Source organism: Klebsiella aerogenes KCTC 2190 (assembly GCF_000215745.1).
Classification (GTDB): Bacteria; Pseudomonadota; Gammaproteobacteria; order Enterobacterales; family Enterobacteriaceae; genus Klebsiella; species Klebsiella aerogenes.
Map to the genome: position 1 here is coordinate 598,733 of NC_015663.1, position 24,942 is coordinate 623,674.

23 protein-coding genes and 1 other RNA gene are annotated in these 24,942 nt (G+C 57.5%); 8 read left to right on the top strand and 16 right to left on the bottom strand.

Translation table 11 applies throughout. The features are described 5' to 3' along the window. Nucleotides 1–54: 54 nt before the first annotated feature. The 4 genes from EAE_RS02925 to EAE_RS02940 are packed head-to-tail and all read left to right on the top strand — an operon-like array spanning nt 55 to nt 3,579. Nucleotides 55–414 (top strand): copper resistance protein, encoded by a 360-nt coding sequence (locus EAE_RS02925; protein ID WP_015369786.1) that lies wholly within the window; start codon nt 55–57, stop codon nt 412–414. 49 nt (nt 415–463) lie between these two features. Then, nucleotides 464–2,473 (top strand): protein-disulfide reductase DsbD family protein, encoded by a 2,010-nt coding sequence (locus tag EAE_RS02930; RefSeq protein ID WP_015703424.1) that lies wholly within the window; start codon nt 464–466, stop codon nt 2,471–2,473. Between the two features lies 1 nt (nt 2,474). After that, nucleotides 2,475–3,086, top strand: a complete 612-nt coding sequence (locus EAE_RS02935) for a DsbA family protein (protein ID WP_015703425.1) — start codon at nt 2,475–2,477, stop codon at nt 3,084–3,086. After that, on the top strand, nt 3,076–3,579 hold the full coding sequence (locus tag EAE_RS02940) for a protein disulfide oxidoreductase (protein WP_015703426.1): 504 nt from the start codon (nt 3,076–3,078) through the stop codon (nt 3,577–3,579). The genes EAE_RS02935 and EAE_RS02940 overlap by 11 nt, the downstream gene beginning before the upstream one ends. 195 nt (nt 3,580–3,774) lie before the next feature. Here EAE_RS02940 and EAE_RS02945 read toward each other — a convergent pair whose 3' ends face one another. The 8 genes from EAE_RS02945 to EAE_RS02980 form a co-directional block, all read right to left on the bottom strand. Beyond that, nucleotides 3,775–4,518, bottom strand: coding sequence for an SDR family oxidoreductase (locus EAE_RS02945; RefSeq protein ID WP_015703427.1), 744 nt, complete (start codon nt 4,516–4,518; stop codon nt 3,775–3,777). Between the two features lie 61 nt (nt 4,519–4,579). Beyond that, nucleotides 4,580–7,453 carry an aminomethyl-transferring glycine dehydrogenase gene (gene gcvP / locus EAE_RS02950; RefSeq protein ID WP_015369781.1) on the bottom strand — a complete coding sequence of 958 codons (2,874 nt, stop codon included), beginning with the start codon at nt 7,451–7,453 and terminating at the stop codon, nt 4,580–4,582. A 130-nt stretch (nt 7,454–7,583) separates the two neighbouring features. Beyond that, complete coding sequence (gcvH, locus tag EAE_RS02955; protein WP_015703428.1) at nt 7,584–7,973, bottom strand: glycine cleavage system protein GcvH; 390 nt, start codon at nt 7,971–7,973, stop codon at nt 7,584–7,586. Between the two features lie 24 nt (nt 7,974–7,997). Continuing rightward, entirely contained in the window at nt 7,998–9,092 is a 1,095-nt protein-coding gene (gene gcvT, locus EAE_RS02960; protein WP_002916480.1) for a glycine cleavage system aminomethyltransferase GcvT, read from the bottom strand. A 422-nt stretch (nt 9,093–9,514) separates the two neighbouring features. Then, entirely contained in the window at nt 9,515–10,717 is a 1,203-nt protein-coding gene (gene ubiI / locus EAE_RS02965; protein WP_015703429.1) for an FAD-dependent 2-octaprenylphenol hydroxylase, read from the bottom strand. 10 nt (nt 10,718–10,727) lie between these two features. Beyond that, complete coding sequence (ubiH, locus tag EAE_RS02970) at nt 10,728–11,906, bottom strand: 2-octaprenyl-6-methoxyphenyl hydroxylase (protein ID WP_015703430.1); 1,179 nt, start codon at nt 11,904–11,906, stop codon at nt 10,728–10,730. Next, a complete protein-coding gene (gene pepP / locus EAE_RS02975; protein ID WP_015703431.1) occupies nt 11,903–13,219 on the bottom strand; it encodes a Xaa-Pro aminopeptidase in 1,317 nt (438 codons plus the stop codon). The genes ubiH and pepP overlap by 4 nt, the downstream gene beginning before the upstream one ends. Before the next feature lie 25 nt (nt 13,220–13,244). Beyond that, the gene (locus EAE_RS02980) at nt 13,245–13,823 is read right to left on the bottom strand and encodes a YecA/YgfB family protein (protein WP_015703432.1); all 579 of its coding nucleotides are present in this window, start codon (nt 13,821–13,823) and stop codon (nt 13,245–13,247) included. Between the two features lie 166 nt (nt 13,824–13,989). Here EAE_RS02980 and zapA point away from each other — a divergent pair, with 166 nt between their 5' ends. The 3 genes from zapA to EAE_RS02995 all read left to right on the top strand — a co-directional run bounded on the left by zapA (nt 13,990) and on the right by EAE_RS02995 (nt 15,240). Next, on the top strand, nt 13,990–14,319 hold the full coding sequence (gene zapA / locus EAE_RS02985) for a cell division protein ZapA (protein WP_004205298.1): 330 nt from the start codon (nt 13,990–13,992) through the stop codon (nt 14,317–14,319). A 41-nt stretch (nt 14,320–14,360) separates the two neighbouring features. Next, a non-coding RNA gene (ssrS, locus tag EAE_RS02990) (6S RNA) lies at nt 14,361–14,544 on the top strand. A gap of 99 nt (nt 14,545–14,643) precedes the next feature. Then, on the top strand, nt 14,644–15,240 hold the full coding sequence (locus EAE_RS02995) for a 5-formyltetrahydrofolate cyclo-ligase (RefSeq protein ID WP_015703433.1): 597 nt from the start codon (nt 14,644–14,646) through the stop codon (nt 15,238–15,240). Between the two features lie 87 nt (nt 15,241–15,327). Here the strand turns inward: EAE_RS02995 and serA are convergent, their stop codons facing one another. Next, on the bottom strand, nt 15,328–16,560 hold the full coding sequence (serA, locus tag EAE_RS03000) for a phosphoglycerate dehydrogenase (RefSeq protein ID WP_015703434.1): 1,233 nt from the start codon (nt 16,558–16,560) through the stop codon (nt 15,328–15,330). A 268-nt stretch (nt 16,561–16,828) separates the two neighbouring features. Continuing rightward, nucleotides 16,829–17,491 (bottom strand): ribose-5-phosphate isomerase RpiA, encoded by a 663-nt coding sequence (rpiA, locus tag EAE_RS03005; RefSeq protein WP_015369772.1) that lies wholly within the window; start codon nt 17,489–17,491, stop codon nt 16,829–16,831. A gap of 167 nt (nt 17,492–17,658) precedes the next feature. Between rpiA and argP the strand changes: the two genes are divergently transcribed. Then, a complete protein-coding gene (gene argP / locus EAE_RS03010) occupies nt 17,659–18,552 on the top strand; it encodes a DNA-binding transcriptional regulator ArgP (protein WP_008806448.1) in 894 nt (297 codons plus the stop codon). 54 nt (nt 18,553–18,606) lie between these two features. Here argP and EAE_RS03015 read toward each other — a convergent pair whose 3' ends face one another. The 6 genes from EAE_RS03015 to epd form a co-directional block, all read right to left on the bottom strand. Continuing rightward, nucleotides 18,607–19,374, bottom strand: a complete 768-nt coding sequence (locus EAE_RS03015) for an oxidative stress defense protein (RefSeq protein WP_015369771.1) — start codon at nt 19,372–19,374, stop codon at nt 18,607–18,609. Nucleotides 19,375–19,459: 85 nt separating this feature from the next. Further along, a complete protein-coding gene (gene argO, locus EAE_RS03020; RefSeq protein WP_015703435.1) occupies nt 19,460–20,101 on the bottom strand; it encodes an arginine exporter ArgO in 642 nt (213 codons plus the stop codon). A gap of 155 nt (nt 20,102–20,256) precedes the next feature. Then, the gene (locus EAE_RS03025) at nt 20,257–21,114 is read right to left on the bottom strand and encodes a small-conductance mechanosensitive channel MscS (protein WP_015369769.1); all 858 of its coding nucleotides are present in this window, start codon (nt 21,112–21,114) and stop codon (nt 20,257–20,259) included. Nucleotides 21,115–21,304: 190 nt separating this feature from the next. Beyond that, the gene (fbaA, locus tag EAE_RS03030) at nt 21,305–22,384 is read right to left on the bottom strand and encodes a class II fructose-bisphosphate aldolase (protein WP_004144748.1); all 1,080 of its coding nucleotides are present in this window, start codon (nt 22,382–22,384) and stop codon (nt 21,305–21,307) included. Between the two features lie 110 nt (nt 22,385–22,494). Then, nucleotides 22,495–23,658, bottom strand: coding sequence for a phosphoglycerate kinase (pgk, locus tag EAE_RS03035; protein ID WP_015369762.1), 1,164 nt, complete (start codon nt 23,656–23,658; stop codon nt 22,495–22,497). 51 nt (nt 23,659–23,709) lie between these two features. Further along, nucleotides 23,710–24,729, bottom strand: coding sequence for an erythrose-4-phosphate dehydrogenase (gene epd / locus EAE_RS03040; RefSeq protein ID WP_015369761.1), 1,020 nt, complete (start codon nt 24,727–24,729; stop codon nt 23,710–23,712). Between the last annotated feature and the right edge of the window lie 213 nt (nt 24,730–24,942).

Below are 24,942 nucleotides of genomic sequence, written 5' to 3' on the forward strand. Positions count from 1 at the left end.
TTGCTAAAACGCGTTCGCCCGATAAGATAGGCCTCGTGAATATTTGAGGCGACCATGATTAAGCGACAACGCAAAGCCATTCTTCTTGTACTTCTTGCCTGCCTGGTGGTGCTGATCTGCACCGCCCAGAGAATGGCGGGGATGCATGCGTTGGTGATGAACGTCACGGCCGCCAGCCAATCCGCCCAACCGGGCCCGGATAATGCCGAGGCGCCGGTCTCCCCCTGCGAACTCAGCGCCAAGTCGCTGATGGCCGTTCCGCCGATGCTGTTTGAAGGGGCGCTATTAGCGATCGCCCTGCTGCTGGCGGTGCTGGCGGCCATCCCGCCGCGCATCGAGCGAATCTGGCCTCCCCGCGTCATTTCTCCTCCCCGATTGCGGGTGCATCTACGATTATGCGTCTTCCGTGAGTGATTAATTCTCCTGACAGCTCAGGTTAATTTATTACTTACGGAGAAAATTTATGTTTATGGTATTCAGGCGACTGCTGGTCTGCCTGCTTTGGCTATGGCTGCCCGTCAGCCAGGCCGCCGATAGCGGCTGGCTGCGCGCCGCCGACAATCAACACGCCAGCGTGCGCCTGCGGGCGCAAAGCGAAAGCAATGGCGACACCCGCCTGCTTTTAGACGTAGCGCTGGAAAAGGGCTGGAAAACCTACTGGCGTTCGCCGGGCGAAGGCGGCATCGCGCCAGCTATCGCCTGGCACACGCCGCTGGAGGTTAACTGGCGCTGGCCGACGCCGCAGCGCTTCGACGTCGCGGGTATTTCCACTCAGGGGTATCACGGCGACGTCAGCTTCCCGATGACCCTGCGCGGCAAAATACCGCCGACGCTCAGCGGCGTACTGACGCTCTCTACCTGCAGCAATGTCTGCATTCTCACTGACTACCCCTTTTCGCTGGATATGACGGCTCCGGCGGGAGAGCGTTTTAATTACGATTTCACCCGCGCGATGGGCACGCTGCCCCTGCGCGACGGTCTCACCTCGGCGCTTAGCGCCAGCTACGTCAGCGGAAAGCTGACGGTAACCGCCCGCCGCGATGCCGGCTGGCAGCAGCCAGCGCTGTTTATCGACAGCATGGAGGATGTCGATTTCGGCAAGCCGAGCTTTACCAGCCGCGGCGATACGTTGACTGCCACCGTACCGGTCACCGATAGCTGGGGCGAAGCGGCGCCGGATCTGAGCGGCAAAACGCTGTCGCTGGTGCTGGCCGATAGCGGCCAGGCGCAGGAAAGCCATATCGCCATCGCCGCCGGCAGTGCCGCGCCGGGGCTGGCGTTAGGCTGGGTGCTGCTGATGGCGCTGGCCGGCGGGCTTATCCTCAACGTCATGCCTTGCGTGCTGCCGGTGTTGGCGATGAAACTCGGCTCATTGGTGCAAACCGAACGTCGTGAACGCGGCGCGGTGCGGCGGCAGTTCCTCGCCTCGGTATGCGGAATCGTCGTCTCCTTCCTGGCGCTGGCGCTGATGATGACCGCGCTACGTTTAGGTAATCAGGCGCTCGGCTGGGGGATCCAGTTCCAGAACCCGTGGTTTATCGGCGCGATGGCGCTGGTGATGGTGCTGTTCAGCGCCAGTTTATTGGGGCTGTTCGAAATCCGTCTCTCCTCCAGCGCCAGCACCTTCCTCGCCACCCGCGGCGGCAACGGCTTGATGGGCCATTTTTGGCAGGGCGCCTTCGCCACCCTGCTGGCGACGCCCTGTACCGCGCCATTCCTCGGTACCGCCGTTTCGGTAGCGCTGGTGGCGCCGCTGCCGCTGCTGTGGGGGATTTTCTTCGCCATGGGGATCGGTATGAGCCTGCCGTGGCTGCTTATCGTCGCCTGGCCGGGTCTGGCGCAACGACTTCCACGTCCAGGCCGCTGGATGAATCATCTGCGCGTGGTGTTGGGGCTAATGATGCTTGGTTCAGCGCTATGGCTGGTTAGCCTGCTGAAGATCCACATCGGCCGTACGCCGGTGCTTACCCTGCTGGTGATTCTGGCCATCGTCCTGCTCCTGGCCACCGCCTGGCGCTACCGCTGGCGTACGGCGCTGCGCGCGGGCGCTCTGGCCATCGTGGTGGCGGGCGTCGTCGCCTTTGTCGCACAACAGGACGGCCAGGGCCCGCGCCGCGACCGGGTTAACTGGCAGCCGCTCAGCGAGCAGGCTATCGCTAACGCCCTTGCGGAGCATAAACGGGTATTTATTGATGTCACCGCCGACTGGTGCGTGACCTGTAAAACCAATAAATACAACGTGCTGCTGCGCGACGACGTCCAGCAGGCGCTATCAGCGCCAGATGTGATCGCCTTACGCGGCGACTGGAGCCGCCCCTCCGCCGACATTAGTCAGTTTTTAACCGCTCGCGGCAGCGCCGCGGTGCCGTTTAACCAGATTTACGGACCGGGATTGCCGCAGGGACAGATTCTGCCTGCGCTGTTAGACCGCGAACAACTTCTCGCCACCCTGTCCGCCGCTAAAGGAAAATAACATGAGAGCTATCACCGCCTTATTACTGCTGTGCGTATCGGCCTTCAGCTTCGCCGCACCGGCGGAAGAACCACAATCGAACGGTAATGACCAGTTAGCCCAGCTGCTGTTTAACGATCCGAATAGTCCGCGCACCGGCGCGAAAGAGCCAAAACTCACAATCGTCTCGTTTACCGATTACAACTGTCCTTACTGCAAACAGTTTGATCCGATGCTGGAAAAAATCGTCCACGATAATCCGGATATTCAGCTCATCGTTAAGCTGCTGCCGTTTAAAGGGCAGAGTTCGGTGAATGCCGCTAAAGCCGCGCTCTCCACCTGGCGCCAGCAGCCCGATAAGTTCTGGGCGCTGCATCAGCGGCTGATGGCAAAAAAAGGCTATCACGATGACGCCAGCATCGCCGCCGCGCAGAAGAAAACCGCCACCGATAGCGTGAATATTGATGACAAGACCATGGATTCGCTGAAGATGAACCTGATTTTGTCGCAGGTGCTGAATATTCAGGGCACCCCGGCGACCATCATCGGCGATCAGATGGTGGCCGGCGCGATCCCTGCTGAAGAGCTGGAGGGGCTGGTGAAAGAACAGCTGGCGAAAGCCCGTGGCCAGTAAAATCAGGCGCTGGCTACGCGAGCTGGCGGTGTGGCTGCTGATTGGCGCGGCGGTGAGCCTGGCGGTGGATTATTTTCGCCAGCCCGCGCTGCCGCAAAACTTCAGCGCCACATCGCTGCAGACACTCGACGGCAGGACGCTGGATCTGAACGCCATGAGTCAGCAAAAGCCGCTGCTGCTGTACGTCTGGGCGACCTGGTGCGGAGTCTGTCGCTATACCACGCCGTCGGTGGCATCGCTTGCCGCCGACGGCGGCAATGTGCTGACGGTAGCCCTGCGTTCCGGCAATAACGCCGCGCTGGAGAAGTGGCTGACCAGGAAGAAAATGACGCTGCCGACAGTAAATGATCCGAGCGGCCAGTTGGCGCGGCAGTGGGATATCCAGGTAACGCCAACGCTGGTGGTCATTTCTCAAGGTGAGGTGAAGTCGGTTACCACCGGCTGGACCAGCAGTTGGGGAATGCGCCTGCGGCTGTGGCTGGCCTCCTGGTAGACCGTCAGGTTCCCCGCTCGCGTTGTTGGGTAGCCCGGATAAGGCGTAACCGCCATCCGGGAAGGTTTCCCCGGCTCGCGCTGCGCTCAGCCGGGCTACGGGTACGCATCGTTGGGTAGCCCGGATAAGGCGTAGCCGCTATCCGGGAAGGTTACCCGGCTCGCGCTGCGCCGCCGGGCAATAGACATCTACGGGTTATTTACCGCCCGCCAGTTCGAGGAAGCTACCTGTCACATACGACGCTTTGTCGCTCAGCAGCCAGGCAATGGCCTGAGCGACCTCTTCCGGCTGGCCGCCGCGCTGCATCGGTAGCGAATTTTTTACCCGATCCACGCGTCCCGGTTCGCCGCCGGAGGCGTGCATCTCGGTATAAATTAGCCCCGGACGCACGCCGTTTACCCGAATCCCCTGCGCCGCCACCTCCAGCGCAAGCCCGGTGGTCAGAGTATCTACCGCCCCTTTCGACGCGGCATAGTCAACGTACTCTCCCGGCGCGCCAAGGCGCGAGGCCGCCGACGAAACGTTAACTATCGCCCCGCCCTTGCCGCCATGCCGATGCGACATGCGCTTTACCGCCTCACGGCAACAGAGGAAGTAGCCGGTAACGTTGGTGGCCAGCACGCGGTTAATACGCTCGGCGCTCAGGCTCTCCACCGTACATTGGGTAAACAGGATCCCGGCGTTGTTGACCAACGCCATCAGCGGTTCGCCCATGCGGTCAACCGCCTCAAACATCGCCATCACCTGCGCTTCATCGCTGATATCGGCCCGCAGCGCCGTGGCTTTGCCGCCAGATTCAACAATGGTATTGACCACTTCGGTTGCGGCTTTAATGTTGTGATGGTAATTGACCGCGACGGTATACCCTTCCTGCGCCAACAGCAGCGCCGTCGCCCGGCCTATGCCGCGGCTCGCGCCGCTAATCAGAGCTATCGCCATACCTTCTCTCCAAAAAAATAAAGGCGCCGCAGCGCCTTTAAAAGTTTAGCTAATTCGCCACTTACTGGTATTCGCTCATCGGCACACAGGAGCAGAACAGGTTACGGTCGCCATACACGTCATCCAGGCGTTTCACCGTTGGCCAGTACTTGTTGTGCAACCCAGCCGGGAATACCGCCAGCTCGCGGCTGTACGGATGGTTCCACTCGCTCACCAGCTCGCCCTGGGTGTGCGGCGCGTTGACCAGCGGGTTATCTTCCAGCGGCCATTCACCGGCTTTAACGCGATCGATTTCCGCGCGGATCGCCAGCATGGCGTCAATAAAGCGGTCCAGCTCTACCTTGCTTTCCGATTCCGTCGGCTCAACCATCAGCGTCCCGGCAACCGGGAAGGACATGGTCGGCGCATGGAAACCAAAGTCGATCAGGCGCTTAGCAATATCCAGCTCGCTAATGCCGGTCTCTTCTTTCAGCGGACGAATATCGAGAATACATTCGTGCGCCACGCGACCGTCGCGGCCGGTATACAGCACCGGATAAGCATCTTTCAGACGAGTAGCGATATAGTTGGCGTTGAGAATCGCGTTCTGGCTCGCCTGTTTCAGCCCTTCCGCGCCCATCATGCGGATATACATCCAACTGATCGGCAGAATGGAAGCGCTGCCGAACGGCGCGGCGGAAACCGCGCCCTGACGGGTCAGCATGCCTTCAATCTGTACCACGCTGTGGCCCGGTACAAACGGCGCCAGGTGCGCTTTCACGCCGATAGGGCCCATACCCGGACCGCCGCCGCCGTGCGGAATGCAGAAGGTTTTATGCAGGTTGAGGTGCGAAACGTCAGCGCCGATAAAGCCCGGAGAAGTGATCCCGACCTGGGCGTTCATGTTGGCGCCATCGAGGTAAACCTGGCCGCCGAATTGATGCACTATCTCGCACACTTCACGGATGGTCTCTTCATACACGCCGTGGGTCGACGGATAGGTGACCATGATGCAGGAGAGATTCGCCCCTGCCTGCTCTGCTTTTTCACGCAGATCGGCAAGATCGATGTTGCCGTTTTTATCGCAGGCAACGACCACTACCTGCATACCCGCCATCTGCGCGGAAGCCGGGTTAGTGCCGTGCGCGGAGCTTGGGATCAGGCAGATATCGCGATGGCCTTCGTTGCGGCTCTCGTGATAGTGGCGAATCGCCAGCAGGCCAGCATACTCGCCCTGCGCGCCGGAGTTCGGCTGCATACAGACGGCGTCATAGCCGGTCAGTTTCACCAGCCAGTCTGAAAGCTGGGCGATCATCTGATGATAACCTTCCGCCTGCTCGACCGGGCAGAACGGGTGCAGCTCGGCAAATTCCGGCCAGGTGATCGGGATCATCTCCGCCGCGGCGTTCAGTTTCATGGTGCAGGAGCCCAGCGGGATCATCGCCTGGTTCAGCGCCAGATCTTTACGCTCCAGCGCGTGCATGTAGCGCATCATCTCGGTTTCGCTATGGTAGCGGTTAAACACCGGATGGGTGAGAATCGCATCGTCGCGCAGCATCGCCGCCGGGATCGAACGGCTATCCAGCGCCACGTCTTTATCCAGGGTATCGATATCCAGACCGTGATCGTCGCCAACGATGGCGCGGAACAGGTTCAGCACATCTTCGCGGGTGGTCGCTTCATCGAGCGTAATGCCAACCGCGCCGTGAATATCGCTACGCAGGTTAATCTGCAGCGCTTCGGCACGCGCCAGCACCGCAGCTTTATCCGCCACTTCGACGCAAAGGGTGTCGAAGTAGTGAGCATGGCGCAGCTTCAGCCCTTTCTTCTGCAGGCCGTCGGCCAGAATGTCGGTCAGGCGATGAATGCGGCCAGCGATACGTTTCAGGCCCGCCGGGCCGTGGAAAACCGCGTACAGGCTGGCGATGTTGGCCAGCAGAACCTGCGAGGTACAAATGTTGGAGTTCGCTTTCTCGCGGCGGATATGCTGCTCGCGAGTCTGCATCGCCATGCGCAGCGCGGTATTACCCGCCGCATCTTTCGATACGCCGATAATACGGCCCGGCATGGAGCGTTTGAATTCATCTTTCGCCGCGAAGAAGGCCGCGTGCGGGCCGCCATAGCCCATCGGCACGCCGAAACGTTGAGCGGAGCCGAAGACAATATCGGCGCCCTGCTTGCCCGGCGCCGTCAGCAGCACCAGCGCCATAAAGTCGGCGGCGACGCTGACAATCACTTTGCGCGCTTTCAGCTCGGCGATCAGTTTACTGTAATCGTGGATTTCACCGGTGGTGCCAACCTGCTGCAGCAGCACGCCAAAAACATCCTGGTGATCGAGCACTTTGTCGGCGTCATCGACAATCACGTCGAAGCCAAAGGTTTCCGCACGGGTGCGAACCACATCCAGGGTTTGTGGATGAACGTCAGCGGCAACGAAGAAGCGGTTGGCGTTCTTCAGTTTGCTCACGCGTTTGGCCATCGCCATCGCTTCGGCGGCGGCGGTGGCTTCATCAAGCAGCGAAGCGGAAGCGATATCCAACCCGGTCAGATCCAGAGTGACCTGCTGGAAGTTGAGCAGCGATTCCAGACGGCCCTGGGATACTTCCGGTTGGTAAGGGGTATAGGCGGTGTACCAGCCCGGGTTTTCCAGCATGTTGCGCTGAATGACCGGCGGCAGTTGCACGGCGGTGTAGCCCATGCCGATGTAAGACTTGAAGCGCTTGTTGCGACCGGCGATCGCCTTCAGCTCCGCCAGCGCGGCGAATTCTGTAGTCGCGTCGCCCACCTGTGGTGGGGTCGCCAGCTGGATATCCTGCGGCACAATCTGGCCAATCAGGGCGTTAAGCGAATCCGCGCCGACGGTCTTCAGCATCTCTTGCTGCTGCTGAGCGTCCGAGCCAATGTGACGTTCAATAAAGGCGTCGCGGTTTTCAAGCTGACTTAAAGTCTGAGTCATGAGCGATGGTTCCTGAAACGTGCGGTGAATCGTGATTGTCTCTACTTACCTGAATTGCCCGGTGGCGCTAGCGCTTACCGGGCCTACAAAGTTCGTAGGCCGGATAAGCGCAGCGCCATCCGGCACACATTTATTCGTCTTCTAACAGAGCTTCATAGGCTGTCGCATCCAGCAGCGCGGCAACCTGCGCTTCGTCGCTGGCTTTGATTTTGAAGATCCAGCCGTCGGCATACGGGTCGCTGTTGACCAGTTCCGGAGAGTCGTTCAGCTCTTCGTTGACGGCAACGATTTCACCGCTAATCGGCGCGTAGATATCGGAAGCCGCTTTCACGGATTCGGCAACGGCGCAATCGGCGCCCGCTTCAACGGTGGCGCCCACTTCCGGCAGGTCAACGAAAACCATGTCGCCAAGCAGCTCCTGCGCGTGCTCGGTGATCCCGACGGTATAGGTGCCGTCCGCTTCTTTACGCAGCCACTCGTGTTCTTTGCTGTATTTCAGTTCTGCTGGTACGTTGCTCATCAATTCATCTCCAAAAAAGGGAAATCACACAATGGCTTTGCCATTGCGTACAAAACCAGGTTTAGTCACTTTTACCGGCATTTCACGGTTACGAATTTGCACCACCGCGGTGTCGCCAATCCCGGCCGGTACGCGAGCCAGCGCGATGCTGTAGCCCAGCGTCGGCGAGAAGGTGCCGCTGGTGATAATGCCTTCTTTTTGATTACCGTCGCTATCGGTAAAACGTACCGGCAGGCCGCCGCGCAGGACGCCTTTCTCGGTCATCACCAGGCCAACCAACTGCTCGGTGCCTTTTTCGCGCTGCATTTCCAGCGCTTCGCGGCCGATGAAGTTACGATCGGCGGGCTCCCAGGCGATAGTCCAGCCCATGTTCGCCGCCAGCGGCGAGACGCCTTCGTCCATCTCCTGGCCGTACAGATTCATCCCGGCTTCCAGGCGCAGGGTGTCGCGCGCGCCAAGACCGCAAGGCTTAACGCCGGCGTCCAGCAGACCGCGCCAGAAATCCGCCGCCTGCTCGTTCGGCATAGCGATTTCATAACCCGCTTCGCCGGTATAACCGGTGGTGGCGATAAACAGGTCGCCGGCCTGTACGCCGAAGAACGGCTTCATGCCTTCCACGGCCTGGCGCTGAGCGTCGGTGAACAGCGTCGCCGCCTTCGCTTTCGCCTGCGGACCCTGCACCGCGATCAGCGACAGATCGTCGCGAACGGTGATTTCAAGACCGTAAGGTTCGGCTTGTTCGGAAATCCAGGCGAGGTCTTTTTCACGAGTGGCGGAGTTAACAACGAGGCGGAAATAATCTTCAGAAAGGAAATAAACAATCAGGTCATCGATGACGCCGGCGGAAGCGGTTAGCATGCCGGTGTAGAGCGCTTTGCCTGGGGTGGTAAGCTTCGCCACATCGTTTGCCAGCAAATAGCGCAAGAACTCTCTGATCCGGCTGCCGTGGAAATCGACGATGGTCATATGCGACACATCGAACATCCCTGCATCGCCGCGCACCGCGTGGTGCTCATCAATCTGGGACCCGTAATGCAGCGGCATCATCCAGCCATGGAAATCCACCATGCGAGCACCGCACAGCGTGTGTTGTTCATACAACGGAGTCTGTTGAGCCATCTTTTCCTCATCGAATAAAACGGAACCAGCCACGATATTGTCGGCGATTTTGCGCCACGAAATCCGGCGACGGCACCGCTTACGGACACCGACGCAAACGTTCTCTTTTGCCTGAACTTACCACCGAACCCGGTGCTAAACCATAAGGTAAATCAGGACATCACATTAGCTTATGACCAAAGCGCGCCGAAAAGCCTACAGAGTTATTGACTGGAAAAAAGCGATTTGTGCCACATAAAATTAACATAATGAGCAATCCAGTCAGGTGATGATGGTGTTTTATGCGATTTTACGGGCCTAATTTCTTTAACAAAAAAAAGAGCGCATTAATAAAACTAATGCGAAAAAAGAGGTGAAATTAGAATATTTCAAATGAGAGAGAAAACCCGGCACGCAGGCCGGGTAAAAGAAGTGTGACGGGGTTAACGTAACCAGGCGGGGAGATCGTTGAGGCCCATCGCCTGGCGAATCAACTGTGGTTTTACGCCAGGCAGCGAATCGGCCAGTTTGAGCCCCATATCGCGCAGGAATTTCTTAGCCGGATGGCTGCCGGAAAACATTTCGCGGAACCCCTGCATACCCGCCAGCATCAGCGCGGCACTGTGCTTGCGGCTGCGCTCATAGCGGCGCAGGTACAAATGCTGACCGATATCTTTACCCTGCGCATGCAGGCGCTTCAGCTCGTCGATAAGCTCGGCGGCGTCCATAAAGCCAAGGTTCACCCCCTGCCCGGCCAGCGGATGAATAGTGTGGGCGGCATCGCCAACCAGCGCCAGACGATGGGCGGCGAACTGACGCGCGTAGCGTCCGGTCAGCGGGAAAACCTGCCGATCGCTCTCAAGCTGGCAAAGACCAAGGCGATTATCAAAAGCGATATTCAGCGCCTGGTTAAACGCGGCTGCATCGGCCTGCTGCATTCGCTGCGCCTCCTCCGGCGACAGCGACCAGACGATCGAGCACAGATGCGGATCGCTAAGCGGCAGGAAGGCCAGAATCCCCTCGCCGTGGAACGCCTGACGCGCCACAGCCTGATGCGGCTCGGTGGTACGTATCGTCGCCACCAGCGCATGATGGCGATAGTCCCAGAAGGTCAGCGGAATATCGGCTTTATTACGCAGCCACGAATTGGCGCCATCGGCGCCGACCACCAGCCGCGCGGTCAGCATGCTGCCGTCCTGCAGGCTCAGAAAGGCTTCGTTTTCGCCCCACGCTACCTGCTGCAGTTGCGCAGGCGCCAGCAGGGTAACGTCAGCACAGCGCTGCGCCTTCTGCCACAGCGCGTGATGCACCACGGCATTTTCAATAATATGGCCCAGATGGCTAAAGCCCATGCTCTGGTCATCGAAGCTAATGCGGCCAAAGCTATCTTTGTCCCACACTTCCATGCCGTGATAGCAGCTGGCGCGCTGGGCGATGATTTCGCTCCAGACGCCCAGCTTATCCAGTAACTTTTCGCTGGCGGCATTAATAGCCGAAACGCGCAGCGCCGGCGGCGCATCGGCGTCAAGAGGCTGCGGCGCCGCTTGTTCCAGCACCGCGACGCGCAGGCCGCTGCCCTGTAAACCACAGGCTACCGCCAGTCCCACCATTCCGCCGCCAACAATGGCAACATCAACACTTTGCACGTTCTACTCCTTAACGGGGAACCCAACCGAGGGTACGCTGCGCCAGCGCATCGCGCGCCGGGGTAAATAATTCCATCGCCATCAGACCGACGTTGCGCCCCGCCACCAGCGGCGCCCAACGGTTGGCAAAGAGATGCACCAGCCCATCGGTCACGCCGATGGTGGCGGCTTTATCATCCGCTCGCCGCGCCTGGTAGCGGCACAGCAGAGAATAATTGCCCACATCCTCGCCGAGCGCATGGGCGTCGGCAAGCATTTCAGCCAGGCTCATCACGTCGCGCAGACCGAGATTAAAGCCCTGCCCGGCGATCGGGTGTAATGTCTGCGCCGCGTTGCCGACCAGCGCCAGACGGTGCGACACCGAACGGATAGCGGTGGTTAACGCCAGCGGATAAACACTACGCTTACCGGCATGGGTAATGCGCCCAAGCCGCCAGCCGAACGCCTGCTGTAATTGTTGGCAAAAACGTTCGTCAGACCAGCTCAGCACCTCGTCGCGCCGCGACTGCGGATGGCACCACACCAGCGAACAGCGCCCTTGCGACATCGGCAGCATCGCCAGCGGACCGTGCTCGGTAAAGCGCTCGAAGGCGCGGCCTTCGTGCGGCAACGCGGTGCTAACGTTGGCGATAATCGCCAGTTGCTCATAGGGCTGCTGCTGCCAGCTAATGCCGCAGCGGGCGCCCAGCGACGAACGCGAACCATCTGCCGCCACCAGCAGCTTACCGTTGATCGTTTCGCCGCTATCGAGGGTGAGGCTGACGCTGTCCTGGCTGCGGTTGACCGCTTCCACTTTCGCCGGACAGTGCAGGGTGACGCCCGGCGCCTCGCGCAGCAGGCTAAACAGCCGCTGGCCGACATCGTGGAGTTCAACCACCTGCCCCAGCGCCGACAGGCCGTAATCGGCCGCCGCCAGGTTTACAAAACCGGCATGGCCGCGGTCGCTGACGTGTACCCGCTGGATAGGCGTCGCTCGTTTAGCAAGGTTCTGCCAGATACCGATGCGCGCCAGCTGCTGGCAGGTGCCCGCAGCCAGGGCGATCGCCCGATCGTCAAAACCTGGGTGGCGTGACGACGCCGGATCCTGCGCTTCAATCAGATGAACCGGCAGCGCACCGCCGGTCAAACGGGAGATGGCCAGCGCGAGCGTCGCGCCGGTCATCCCGCCGCCGACAATCAGCACGCTCATGACTGGCGCGCCGCCGCCATCAGCGCCTCGATCTCATCCGCCTTCTTCACCACGCTGGCGGTGAGATTTTCGTTGCCATCTTCGGTAATCACGATGTCATCTTCAATACGAATGCCGATGCCGCGATATTGGGCCGGTACGTCGGCGTCGGTGGCGATATACAGCCCCGGCTCGACGGTCAACACCATTCCCGGTTCCAGCACGCGCGAACGGTCGGTGTCGTAATTACCGACATCGTGCACATCCAGACCCAACCAGTGGCTCAGGCCATGCATGAAGTAAGGACGGTGGGCGTTGTTGGCGATAAGCTCGTCAATCTCGCCTTTCAGGATCCCCAGCCGCACCAGGCCGTTAATCATAATGCGCACCACTTCCTGATTAACCTCATAAATGGAGGTACCCGGACGATACAGCTCCAGCGCGGTTTCCAGCGATTCCAGCACGATGTCGTAGATTTCACGCTGCGGTTTGCTGAATTTACCGTTAACCGGGAAGGTGCGGGTGATATCGCCCGCATAGCCGCGGTATTCACAGCCGGCGTCAATCAGCACTAAATCGCCATCACGCAGTTCGGATTCGTTTTCGGTGTAGTGCAGGATGCAGGCGTTTTCGCCGCCGCCAACGATGGTGTTATAAGACGGGAAACGCGCGCCGTGGCGGTTGAATTCGTGGAGAATTTCGCCTTCCAGCTGATATTCGAACATGCCCGGGCGGCATTTTTCCATCGCCCGGGTATGGGCAAGGGCGGAAATTTCACCGGCGCGGCGCATCACTTCCAGCTCTTCCGCGGATTTGAACAGGCGCATTTCATGCACCACAGGCCGCCAGTCGATGACGGAGTTCGGCGCCTGCAGGTTCTGACGTGAACCTTTACGCAGTTTTTCGAGGGCGTTAAACACAATTTCATCGGCATAGGCATATTCGCCCTGGGCAAAATAGATAGCGTCCAGGCCGTTGAGCAGTTGATACAGCTGCTGGTTGATTTCGCTAAACGCCAGCGCGCGATCGACGCCGAGTTTACCCGGCGCGGCATCCTGGCCCAGACGGCGGCCAAACCAGATTTCCGCCGTCAGATCGCGAACGCGGTTAAACAGCACGCTATGATTGTGCGTTTCATCGCTTTTGATCAGCACCAGCAGCGCTTCCGGTTCGTTGAAGCCGGTGAAGTACCAAAAATCGCTGTTCTGCCGGTAGGGATATTCCGAATCTGCGCTGCGTACCGCTTCCGGCGCGGCAAAAATCAGCGCCGCGCTGCCCGGCTGCATCTGCGCCAATAATGCCTGGCGACGAGAAAGAAACTCCTGCTGTGTCATGACGCCCCCTGAATGTCGTTTTTATTTAGTGTAACGTTGGCTTGCGTACTTCCGGTGCGGTTGGCTGCTGGCGCGCGAAGGTATCGTGGCACAGTAACGCGGCGACGCGTACGTACTCAATAATCTCTTCGAGAGACATTTCCAGCTCTTCCTGGTCTTCATCTTCGTCGTAGCCGAGTTGCGCAATGTTACGCAGATCATCGATGGCTTCGCCGGTCTCATCCTTCACTTTATCCAGCTTCGGCTGGGTCACGCCAAGGCCGAGCAGGAAATGGTTTACCCAACCCGCCAGCGCGTCGGCGCGGTCGAAAACGCTGACGTTGTCGCCTTCCGGCATATACAGCTGGAACAGGAAACCATCATCTTCCAGCGAATCGCTGGTGGCGGAATGCATGCTACGCAGCGCCTGGGCCAGTTCATGACCAAAGGCAAGGCCTTCGTTGGTCAGGTCATGCACCAGCGGCTGCCAGCTGCTGTCGGTGTTGCCGCCGCAAAGGATGCCGCTTATCAAACCGTGCATTTCGGCCGGGGTTAATCCCACCCCTTGTTGGTTCAGTAACTGGTCTACATCGTTGTAACCAGGCATTTCGTTCTGTATAGACATGCGCATTCGTCATCGTTGGGAGGAATATTCATGATATGCTACCACTTTGGACCCTGGTGAACCAGAAAAGGGCTTGTATCCCCGCACCAGGGTAGCTATAGTGTCGCCCCTTCGCAGAGCCGGGCTCGGACGTGAAGGCAGCGCAGTCAATCAGCAGGAAGGTGGCATGTCTGCACAACCCGTAGATCTCCAAATTTTTGGCCGTTCACTGCGAGTGAATTGCCCGCCTGAACAAAGGGATGCCCTGAATCAGGCAGCTGAAGACCTTAATCAGCGGTTGCAAGATTTAAAAGAACGCACTAGAGTCACAAATACTGAGCAGCTGGTCTTCATCGCCGCGTTGAACATCAGCTATGAGTTGACTCAGGAAAAAGCGAAGACCCGCGACTACGCCTCCAGTATGGAACAGCGCATTCGCATGCTTCAGCAGACCATCGAACAGGCATTGCTTGAGCAAGGTCGCATAAGCGAAAGACCGGGGTCGAAGTTTGAATAACACTTTGTCGTTAACTGTGTTAGAGTAATCGCAAGAACAAAATTTCTCTGAGATGTTTGCAAGCGGGCCAGTCCCCTGAGCCGATATTTCATACCACAAGAATGTGGCGCTCCACGGTTGGTGAGCATGCTCGGTTCGCCCGAGAAGCCTTAAAACTGTGACGACGCATTCACCTTGAACCAAGGGTTCAAGGGTTACAGCCTGCGGCGGCATCTCGGAGATTCCCTTCTTAAGTTCGCATTATCCCCTCAACGTTGTTTTCGGCCTGTGCCGCCCTGTATTACACTTTCCCGTATCGTTTCGCCTGCTCGTAATGAGACCAGCATGACTATACAGCCCGATATCCCGCTCTCCAGACAGCAAATTCGCCAGCAGATCCGCGAGCGTAGACGCGCGCTTAGCGCCGAACAGCAGCAGCGCTTCGCCCTGCAGGCCGCTGAACGAATGATGGCGTATCCGCCCGTCGTTCTCGCTCATACCGTGGCGCTGTTCCTCTCCTTCGACGGCGAGCTGGACACCCAACCGCTGATTGAGCAATTGTGGCGGGCGGGCAAGCGGGTTTATCTGCCGGTACTGCATCCGTTTAGCCCCGGCAATCTGCTGTTTTTACATTACCATCCGCAAAGCCAGCTGATTTTTAATCGCCTGAAGATTTACGAACCCAGGCTCGACGTGCGCGATGTCCTGCCGCTGGCCGAGCTCGATGTGTTGATTACCCCGCTGGTCGCCTTCGATGCCAGCGGTCAACGCCTGGGGATGGGCGGCGGTTTCTATGATCGTACTTTACAGAACTGGCGGCAGTATCGCCTGCAGCCGGTAGGCTACGCCCACGACTGCCAGCAGGTGGGTACGCTGCCGAGCGAACAGTGGGATATACCGCTGCCGGCGGTGATTACGCCAGGTAAAACCTGGCGCTGGTAGAAAGTGATGCGGGTTCGAGAATTGCGCCCGGAAGGCGTTAAAAAAAATACGGGCAGGTATGCGACCTGCCCGTGAGGCAACAACAAATTAGTACAGCAGACGGGCGCGGATGGTGCCCGGGATCGCTTTCATCGCCAGCAGCGCCTGCTGCGCGACGTCGCCATCGGCTTCGATATCAATTACCACATAGCCCATCTGCGGAGTCGTTTGCAGATACTGGGCGGCGATGTTGATGTTCTGCGCGGCGAAAATCTGGTTAAGCGCCGTCAGGATGCCCGGGCGGTTTTCATGAATATGCAGCAGACGGCGACCGCCGTGCAGCGGCAGAGAAACCTCCGGGAAGTTCACCGCCGACAGCGTAGAACCGTTATCGGAATACTTCGCCAGCTTGCCTGCCACTTCCAGACCAATGTTTTCCTGCGCTTCCTGAGTTGAACCGCCGATATGCGGCGTCAGAATCACGTTATCGAATTCACATAGCGGAGAGTTAAACGGATCGCTGTTGGTCGCCGGCTCCGTCGGGAAGACGTCGATGGCCGCGCCGGCCAGATGTTTACGCGACAGCGCATCGCATAGCGCCGGAATATCCACCACCGTGCCGCGAGAGGCGTTGATCAGCAGCGCGCCCGGCTTCATCAGCGCCAGCTCTTCCGGCCCCATCATGTTTTTGGTGGAGGCGTTTTCCGGCACGTGCAGGCTAACAACATCGCTCATGTTCAGCAGGTCGGAGAGATGCTGAACCTGCGTGGCGTTGCCCAGCGGCAGTTTGTTTTCGATATCATAAAAATAGACGTGCATCCCCAGTGATTCCGCCAGAATGCCGAGCTGGGTGCCGATATGGCCGTAACCGATAATCCCCAGTTTTTTGCCGCGCGCTTCAAAGCTGCCTACCGCCTGCTTATTCCACACGCCGCGATGGGCCTTGGCGTTAGCTTCCGGCACGCCGCGCAGCATCAGCAGCAGCTCGCCGATGACCAGCTCAGCCACCGAACGGGTGTTCGAGAACGGGGCGTTAAATACCGGGATACCGCGCTTCGCGGCGGCCTCCAGATCGACCTGATTGGTGCCGATACAGAAGCAGCCCACCGCCACCAGTTTTTCCGCCGCGGCGAAGATCTCTTCAGTCAGATGAGTACGGGAACGCAGGCCGATAAAATGGGCATCACGGATCGACGCTTTCAGCTCTTCAGTATCCAGCGCGCCTTTGTGAAATTCGATGTTGGTGTAACCTGCCGCACGAAGGTTATCGATTGCTTTCTGATGCACGCCTTCAACTAGCAGAAATTTAATCTTGTCTTTTTCCAGTGATACCTTAGCCATTTCCCCGTCCTGTTTTTATTGGTACTGATGTCGTGCTGAACAAAAACTCTTCCAGCAACATATCAAAAAAAACTATCGCGGCAATATGAACGTTTGCCTCGCCGACCTGAAGAAATATCACGTTGAAGCAAAAGGCAGGACAAAACACCAGAAAGAGAATAGATGGCAGATTGTTACTCAGAAAGGTTACGTAAATGTGACACAAGTCACCAAATTAAGGCCATAGAAAAAAATTTAGGGGGAAGCGCGAAACTTCCCCCCGATCGTCTTATTTGTTGACGATGGTCTTCACGCCGTCGGCGGTACCGATCAGCGCCACGTCGGCGCCGCGGTTGGCGAACAAGCCGACGGTCACCACGCCCGGGATACCGTTAATGGCGTTTTCCAGCGCGATAGCGTCCAGGATTTCCAGGCCATGTACATCGAGGATCACGTTGCCGTTATCCGTCACCACGCCCTGACGATATTCCGGGCGGCCGCCCAGCTTCACCAGCTGACGCGCGACGGCGCTGCGCGCCATCGGGATCACTTCCACCGGCAGCGGGAAGTTGCCGAGGATATCAACCTGCTTAGAGGCGTCGGCGATACAGATAAACTTATCGGCAACCGAGGCGATGATCTTTTCGCGGGTCAGCGCCGCGCCGCCGCCTTTGATCATCTGCATGTGGCCGTTAATTTCATCCGCGCCGTCAACGTAGATGCCGAGGCGGTCAACGGAGTTAAGGTCGAATACCGGGATACCGAGGCTTTTCAGCTTCTCGGTGGAGGCGTCGGAGCTGGAGACCGCGCCTTCGATCTGCCCTTTCATGGTCCCCAGCGCATCAATAAAATGCGCCGCCGTGGAGCCGGTGCCGACACCGACAATGGTGCCCGGTTGTACATATTGCAGCGCTGCCCAGCCGACTGCTTTTTTCAGTTCATCCTGCGTCATGATTATCGTCCGAGATGTGAATACTTACCGCGCATTATAGAACATCGGCGGATGAAATGTCCCTGCGATGGCGATCACACATCTGAGCAGACCATTTTCGTCTTTATCAAAAACAAATTTATGTCATAGTGCGGGTTAACGAAAAGTTATGGGGGTACGCCAGAATAATGAAACGACCGGACTACAGAACATTACAAGCGCTGGATGCGGTGATTAGGGAACGTGGGTTTGAGCGCGCCGCGCAGAAGCTATGCATTACACAGTCCGCCGTCTCACAGCGTATCAAACAGCTGGAAAACATGTTTGGCCAACCGCTGCTGGTGCGTACCGTACCGCCGCGCCCGACCGAGCAGGGGCAAAAACTGTTGGCTCTGCTGCGCCAGGTTGAGCTGCTGGAAGAAGAGTGGCTGGGCGATGAGCAGACCGGCTCCACGCCGCTGCTGCTGTCGTTGGCGGTCAACGCCGACAGTCTGGCGACCTGGCTGCTGCCGGCGCTGGCCAACGTGCTATCCGACTCCCCTATCCGCCTCAATCTGCAGGTTGAAGATGAAACCCGCACCCAGGAGCGCTTGCGCCGTGGGGAAGTGGTCGGCGCGGTGAGTATTCAGCCGCAGGCGCTGCCAAGCTGCCTGGTCGATCAACTCGGCGCGCTCGATTACCTGTTCGTCGCCTCGAAGGAATTTGCGCAACGCTATTTCCCTAACGGGGTAACGCGTTCTGCGCTGCTGAAAGCGCCGGTGGTCGCCTTCGATCATCTCGACGATATGCACCAGGCGTTCCTGCAGCAAAACTTCGACCTGCCGCCGGGCAGCGTGCCCTGCCATATCGTCAACTCGTCGGAGGCCTTCGTGCAGCTGGCGCGCCAGGGCACCACCTGCTGTATGATCCCGCATCTGCAGATCGAGAAAGAGCTGAAGAGCGGCGAGCTTATCGACCTGACGCCGGGGCTGTTCCAGCGCCGGATGCTTTACTGGCACCGTTTTGCGCCAGAAAGCCGCATGATGCGCAGGGTGACCGATGCGCTTATTGATTACGGCCACAAGGTGTTGCGCCAGGATTAAACGGCGGGCATAAAAAAAGCCACTTCACTGAAGTGGCTTTTTTGTCGCTGCGGCTTACTGAGCCGGTTTCGGCGCTTCAGCTGGTTTCGCCGGCGCGGCAGGCGCGGCGGCCTGTGCTGGCTGCAGTTCAAAGACCACGTCAACCTGATCATCAAACTGGATGGTCGCCTGCTCGTAGGTTTCCTGCGCGGAGACCGGCGCGGCGTCAGCTGCCTTCATCATGCGAACCATTGGGCTCGGCTGATAGTTGGAAACATGGTAACGCACGCTATAGACCGGACCCAGCTTGCTGTGGAAGCCAGCAGCCAGTTCCTGCGCCTGATGTACCGCATCATCGATAGCCGCTTTACGCGCTTTATCTTTATAGGCATCAGGTTGCGCAACGCCCAGCGATACGGAACGAATTTCGTTCAGCCCCGCTTTCAGCGCGCCGTCCAGCAGGCCATTCAGCTTATCGAGCTGACGCAGGGTAACTTCAACGGTACGCACCGCGCGATAGCCTTTGAGGATGCTTTTGCCGTTCTGATAGTCGTAATCAGGTTGGGTACGCAGGTTCGCCGAGCTGATATCCTTTTTGGCAATGCCGCTCTTTTCGAGGAAAGAGAGATATTGCGCAACGCGATCGTCAGCCTGTTTTTTTGCCGATGCCGCATCTTTTGCCGCGACGTTAACTTCAATCGCCAGAGTGGCGATATCCGGAACCGCTGCAACGCTTGCTGTGCCTGAAGTCACAATGTGCGGGCCATCCGGCAATTCACTTGCCTGCGCCGCCATAGTGCTGAATCCGAGTGCTGCCGCCAGGGCTAAGACTTTTAACTTCACTGTCGTTTCTCCATCTTGCTTAGGTCGCCCATTTTAAGGACGCATGCCAGCTAGCTTAGCGCTTACGCGCGGAAAGTCCATCGGACTAAGCCTGGTTGATGAGCATCTGTATATGTTGCAGGCCATCTTTTGCCAACTGCAGGGCGATAAACCACATCACCAGCCCGACAAGCACGTTGATGATTCGCTGCGCCCGCGCGGTACGTAAACGCGGCGCCAGCCACGCGGCCAGCAGCGCCAGGCCGAAGAACCATAAGAATGACGCGCTAATCGTCCCCAGCGCGAACCAGCGTTTGGGCTCGACCGCCAGCTGTCCGCCGAGGCTTCCGAGCACCACAAAGGTATCGAGATAAACATGAGGATTAAGCCAGGTCACCGCCAGCATGGTGACGATGATTTTCCAGCGCCCCTGTTTCATCACCTCGGCGCTGGCCAGCTCGAGATTATTGCTCATCGCCGTCTTCAGCGCGCCGAAGCCATACCATAACAAGAAGGCGACGCCGCCCCAGGTGACCAGCGCCAGCAGCCACGGCGACTGCATCAGCAGCGCGCTACCGCCGAAAATACCGGCGCAGATCAACGCCAGATCGCTAAGCGCGCACAACAGCGCAATCATTAAATGATACTGGCGGCGGATCCCCTGATTCATCACGAAAGCGTTTTGCGGCCCGAGCGGCAGGATCATCGCCGCGCCCAGCGCAAGCCCTTGAAAGTAATAAGATAGCATCGTTTTATTTTCCGGTTTCATCGTTAATGCCGGAGAATATAGCGCGCCGTCAACATTAGCGGAAATTGATAATTTTAATCATTAATAAGCGAAGCTAATAGCTACAGGCAAAAAAAAGACCGGCGATGCCGGTCTTGTGCCATTGCTGGAAAAAATTACTGCGCTTTTTCCTGCTGATTCACCATATGTACGTCCATCTGCGGATACGGGAAGCTGATGCCATTGGCGTCGAAATCACGCTTAATGCGCTCCAGCACGTCCCAGTAGACGTTTTGCAGGTCGCTGCTTTTGCTCCATACGCGAACCACGAAGTTTACCGAAGAGGCGCCCAGTTCGTTAAGGCGAACGGTCATTTCGCGATCGCGCAGAATGCGGTCATCGGATTCGATAATCGCGGTCAGCAGTTGTTTCACCTTATCGATATCGGCATCGTAGGAGACGCCGATAATAAACTCATTACGGCGCGCCGGCTCACGGGAGAAGTTAATGATATTGCCAGCGATGATTTTACCATTCGGCACCACCACGATTTTGCCATCGACGGTACGCAGGGTAGTGGAGAAAATCTGCACGTTCTGCACGGTGCCCGCGATGCCGCCGAGATCGACATATTCACCGGCGCGGAACGGGCGGAACATCACCAGCAGCACGCCTGCGGCAAGGTTCGACAACGACCCCTGCAGCGCCAGACCCACGGCCAAACCGGCGGCGCCCAGCACGGCGATCACTGAGGCGGTCTGTACGCCAACGCGGCCCAGGGCAGCAATCAGCGTAAAGGCGATAATCGCATAGCGCACCAGCGCGGAGAGAAAATCGGCGACAGTTGCGTCGATCTTACGCGCCAGCATCAGGCGGTTGACGGTGTTAGAAACGATGCGCGCCACGATCATCCCGATGATCAGGATAACGATAGCGGCAACGATGTTGACGGCATAGCTCAGCAGCAACTCCTGGTTGCGCGCCAGCCAGGTCCCGGCATGGTTGATGCTATCGACAACGTTCAAATCTTCCATTTAACATTCCTTATGAATCCCCATACGGGTAATAAAAAAACCAAACCAGAAAAATGACAATCAGGTTATAGGGTAAACAATAAGTGCGGATTTTGCCAAACCGATCACAGTTTGTTGACCAGATTTAGTCTGGGAAGATAAATAAAAAAGCCCGCATTATGCGGGCTTTCAGGTAAGAAAGAGAATTTTCTTACAGAACGTCGATCGCGTTCAGCTCTTTGAATGCCTGCTCCAGACGGGTCACCATAGAGGTCTGAGCGGCACGCAGCCATACGCGCGGATCGTAGTATTTCTTGTTCGGCTGGTCTTCGCCTTTCGGGTTGCCCAGCTGGCCCTGCAGGTAAGCTTCGTTCGCTTTGTAGTACTGCAGGATACCGTCCCAGGTCGCCCATTGGGTGTCGGTATCGATGTTCATTTTCACAACGCCGTAGCTGACGGAGTCTTTGATTTCCTGAGCGGAAGAACCGGAACCGCCGTGGAAGACGAAGTTCAGGCTGTTGTGCGGCAGGTTGTGTTTCTTAGAAACATATTCCTGAGAGTCGCGCAGGATAGTCGGGGTCAGAACCACGTTACCCGGCTTGTAAACGCCGTGTACGTTACCGAAGGAAGCGGCGATGGTGAAGCGCGGGCTGATTTTGCTCAGCTCGGTGTACGCGTAATCAACGTCTTCCGGCTGGGTGTACAGTGCGGAAGCGTCCATGTGGCTGTTGTCCACGCCGTCTTCTTCACCGCCGGTGCAGCCCAGTTCGATTTCCAGAGTCATGCCCATTTTGGCCATGCGAGCCAGGTACTTAGAGCAGATCTCGATGTTTTCGTGCAGGGACTCTTCGGACAGGTCGATCATGTGGGAAGAGAACAGCGGTTTGCCAGTGGCAGCGAAGTGTTTTTCACCCGCGTCCAGCAGACCGTCGATCCACGGCAGCAGTTTCTTCGCGCAGTGGTCAGTGTGCAGGATAACCGGCACGCCGTAGTGTTCAGCCATCTGGTGAACGTGATGCGCGCCAGAGATAGCGCCGAGGATAGCAGCGCCCTGCGGAACGTCAGTTTTCACGCCTTTGCCCGCGATGAACGCAGCGCCGCCGTTAGAGAACTGTACGATAACCGGAGAACGAACTTTCGCAGCAGCTTCCAGAACGGCGTTGATGGAATCAGTACCCACGCAGTTTACCGCTGGCAGAGCAAAGTTGTTTTCTTTAGCTACCTGGAACACTTTCTGAACGTCGTCGCCAGTGATGACGCCCGGTTTTACGAAATCAAAAATTTTAGACATGTTACTTAGTCCTGTATCTGTATCTTCGACCGTTGAAGAAGGTTCGCGAGCTGTACAAAATTGTACGTTAGCGCGCTGAAAAACAGGCGGGTTTCCCCGCCTGAACTAAATTACTGCTTAGCGCGCTCTTCGAGCATTGCTACTGCCGGCAGAACTTTGCCTTCCACGAATTCGAGGAATGCGCCGCCGCCAGTGGAGATGTAGGAGATTTTGTCAGCGATGCCGAACAGGTCGATCGCCGCCAGGGTGTCACCGCCGCCTGCGATAGAGAAACCTTCGCTGTCTGCGATAGCATTAGCAACGATTTCAGTACCTTTACGGAAGTTCGGGAATTCGAATACGCCAACCGGGCCATTCCACAGAATGGTTTTGGCGTTTTTCAGGATTTCAGCCAGTTTCTGTGCGGAAACGTCGCCGAGGTCCAGAATCTGCTCGTCATCTTTGATGTCGTTAACGGATTTCAGGGTCGCAGTGGCGGTTTCAGAGAACTCGGTAGCGACGCGAACGTCAGTCGGAACCGGGATATCGCAGGTGCTCAGCAGGCGCTTAGCTTCGTCAACCAGGTCCGCTTCGTACAGGGATTTACCGACGTTGTGGCCTTGAGCGGCAACGAAGGTGTTAGCGATACCGCCGCCGACGATCAGCTGGTCAGCGATTTTGGACAGAGAGTCGAGAACAGTCAGTTTGGTGGAAACTTTAGAACCGCCAACGATAGCAACCATCGGACGAGCCGGCTCTTTCAGCGCTTTACCCAGCGCGTCGAGTTCAGCGGCCAGCAGCGGGCCTGCACAAGCGACATCGGCGAATTTACCGATACCGTGGGTGGAAGCCTGCGCGCGGTGCGCGGTACCGAAAGCGTCCATGACGAATACGTCGCACAGCGCAGCGTATTTCTTAGACAGTTCTTCGTCGTCTTTTTTCTCGCCTTTGTTGAAGCGAACGTTTTCCAGAACCACCAGTTCACCGGCAGCAACGTCAACGCCATCCAGGTAATCTTTAACCAGACGAACCGGGTTAGACAGTTTGTCTTTCAGGTAATTAACAACCGGCAACAGAGAGAATTCTTCGTTGTACTCGCCTTCGGTCGGACGACCCAGGTGAGAAGTAACCATTACTTTAGCACCCTGTTTCAGCGCCAGTTCGATGGTCGGCAGGGAGGCGCGGATACGCGCGTCGCTGGTCACTTTGCCATCTTTAACCGGTACGTTCAGATCAGCACGGATGAAAACGCGTTTACCAGCCAGATCCAAATCGGTCATCTTAATTACAGACATGGTGAATCCTCTCGTTGATTCTTGATAAAGTTTTGCAAGCGCCGCAGCGCCTTACCTGAAACCTTGCGCGGCCATCGCTAACGTCGTGTCGAGCATTCGGTTAGCAAAGCCCCATTCGTTATCGCACCAGACCAACGTTTTGATCAGATGCGCGCCACTGACCCTGGTTTGCGTACCATCGACGATGGCGCTGTGCGGGTCGTGGTTAAAATCTGTCGAGACCAACGGTAATTCCGTATAGTCAACTATACCATGAAATGCTCCCTGTGCTGCTTTTTGCAGCAACTGGTTGACTTCACAGGCCTTTACCGGTTTTTTCACCGTCACGCTCAGGTCAATTGCGGTGACGTTAATCGTCGGTACACGTACCGCGATCGCCTCAAAACGGTCGTTAAACTGCGGGAAAATACGGGTGATCCCCGCCGCAAGTTTAGTATCAACCGGAATAATTGACTGGCTGGCCGCACGGGTGCGCCGCAGATCCGGGTGATAGGCATCGATCACCTGCTGGTCGTGCATCGCGGAGTGGATTGTCGTGACCGTTCCTGACTCAATGCCGTAGGCATCATCTAGCAGTTTAATGACCGGAATAATGCAGTTGGTAGTGCAGGAGGCGTTGGAGACAATGCGGTGCTCCGCGCGCAGTTCATCATGGTTGACGCCGAAGACTACCGTTGCGTCGAGATCGTTGCCGCCAGGATGTGAAAAGAGCACTTTCTTCGCGCCAGCCTGAAGATGGGCTTCGCCATGTTCACGGCTACCGTATACGCCGGTACAGTCCAGCACCACATCCACCGCCAGCTCCTGCCAGGGCAGCGCGGCGATAGAAGGCTCATGCAGTAGACGAATGACGTCATCGCCGACATACAGCTGTTCCCGCTCCTGGCGAACATCCCAGGAAAAACGGCCATGGCTGGTGTCGTACTTCAATAAATGCGCGATGCCTGCGGCATCCGCCAGTTCATTGATCGCCACCACGGTGATTTCCGCACGACGCCCGGATTCATACAAAGCGCGAACCACGTTGCGTCCTATGCGACCGAAGCCATTAATCGCGATGCGTATGGTCATAGGTCTCCTGCAAGGTTATCCCTGATTTGAGGTGGCTGACAGAGTAATCCAGCAACGCCTTTAGGGGAACCTTACCTGTCGCAAACTGCGACTGATTGATTAATTGTCGAACATTTATACGACTGAAACGCTTCAGCTAGAATAAGCCAAAGTCGGAATAAAAGGAATGTTTGTCCAGAGCAATAAACCAGCTATATGACTTGCGTCACATTT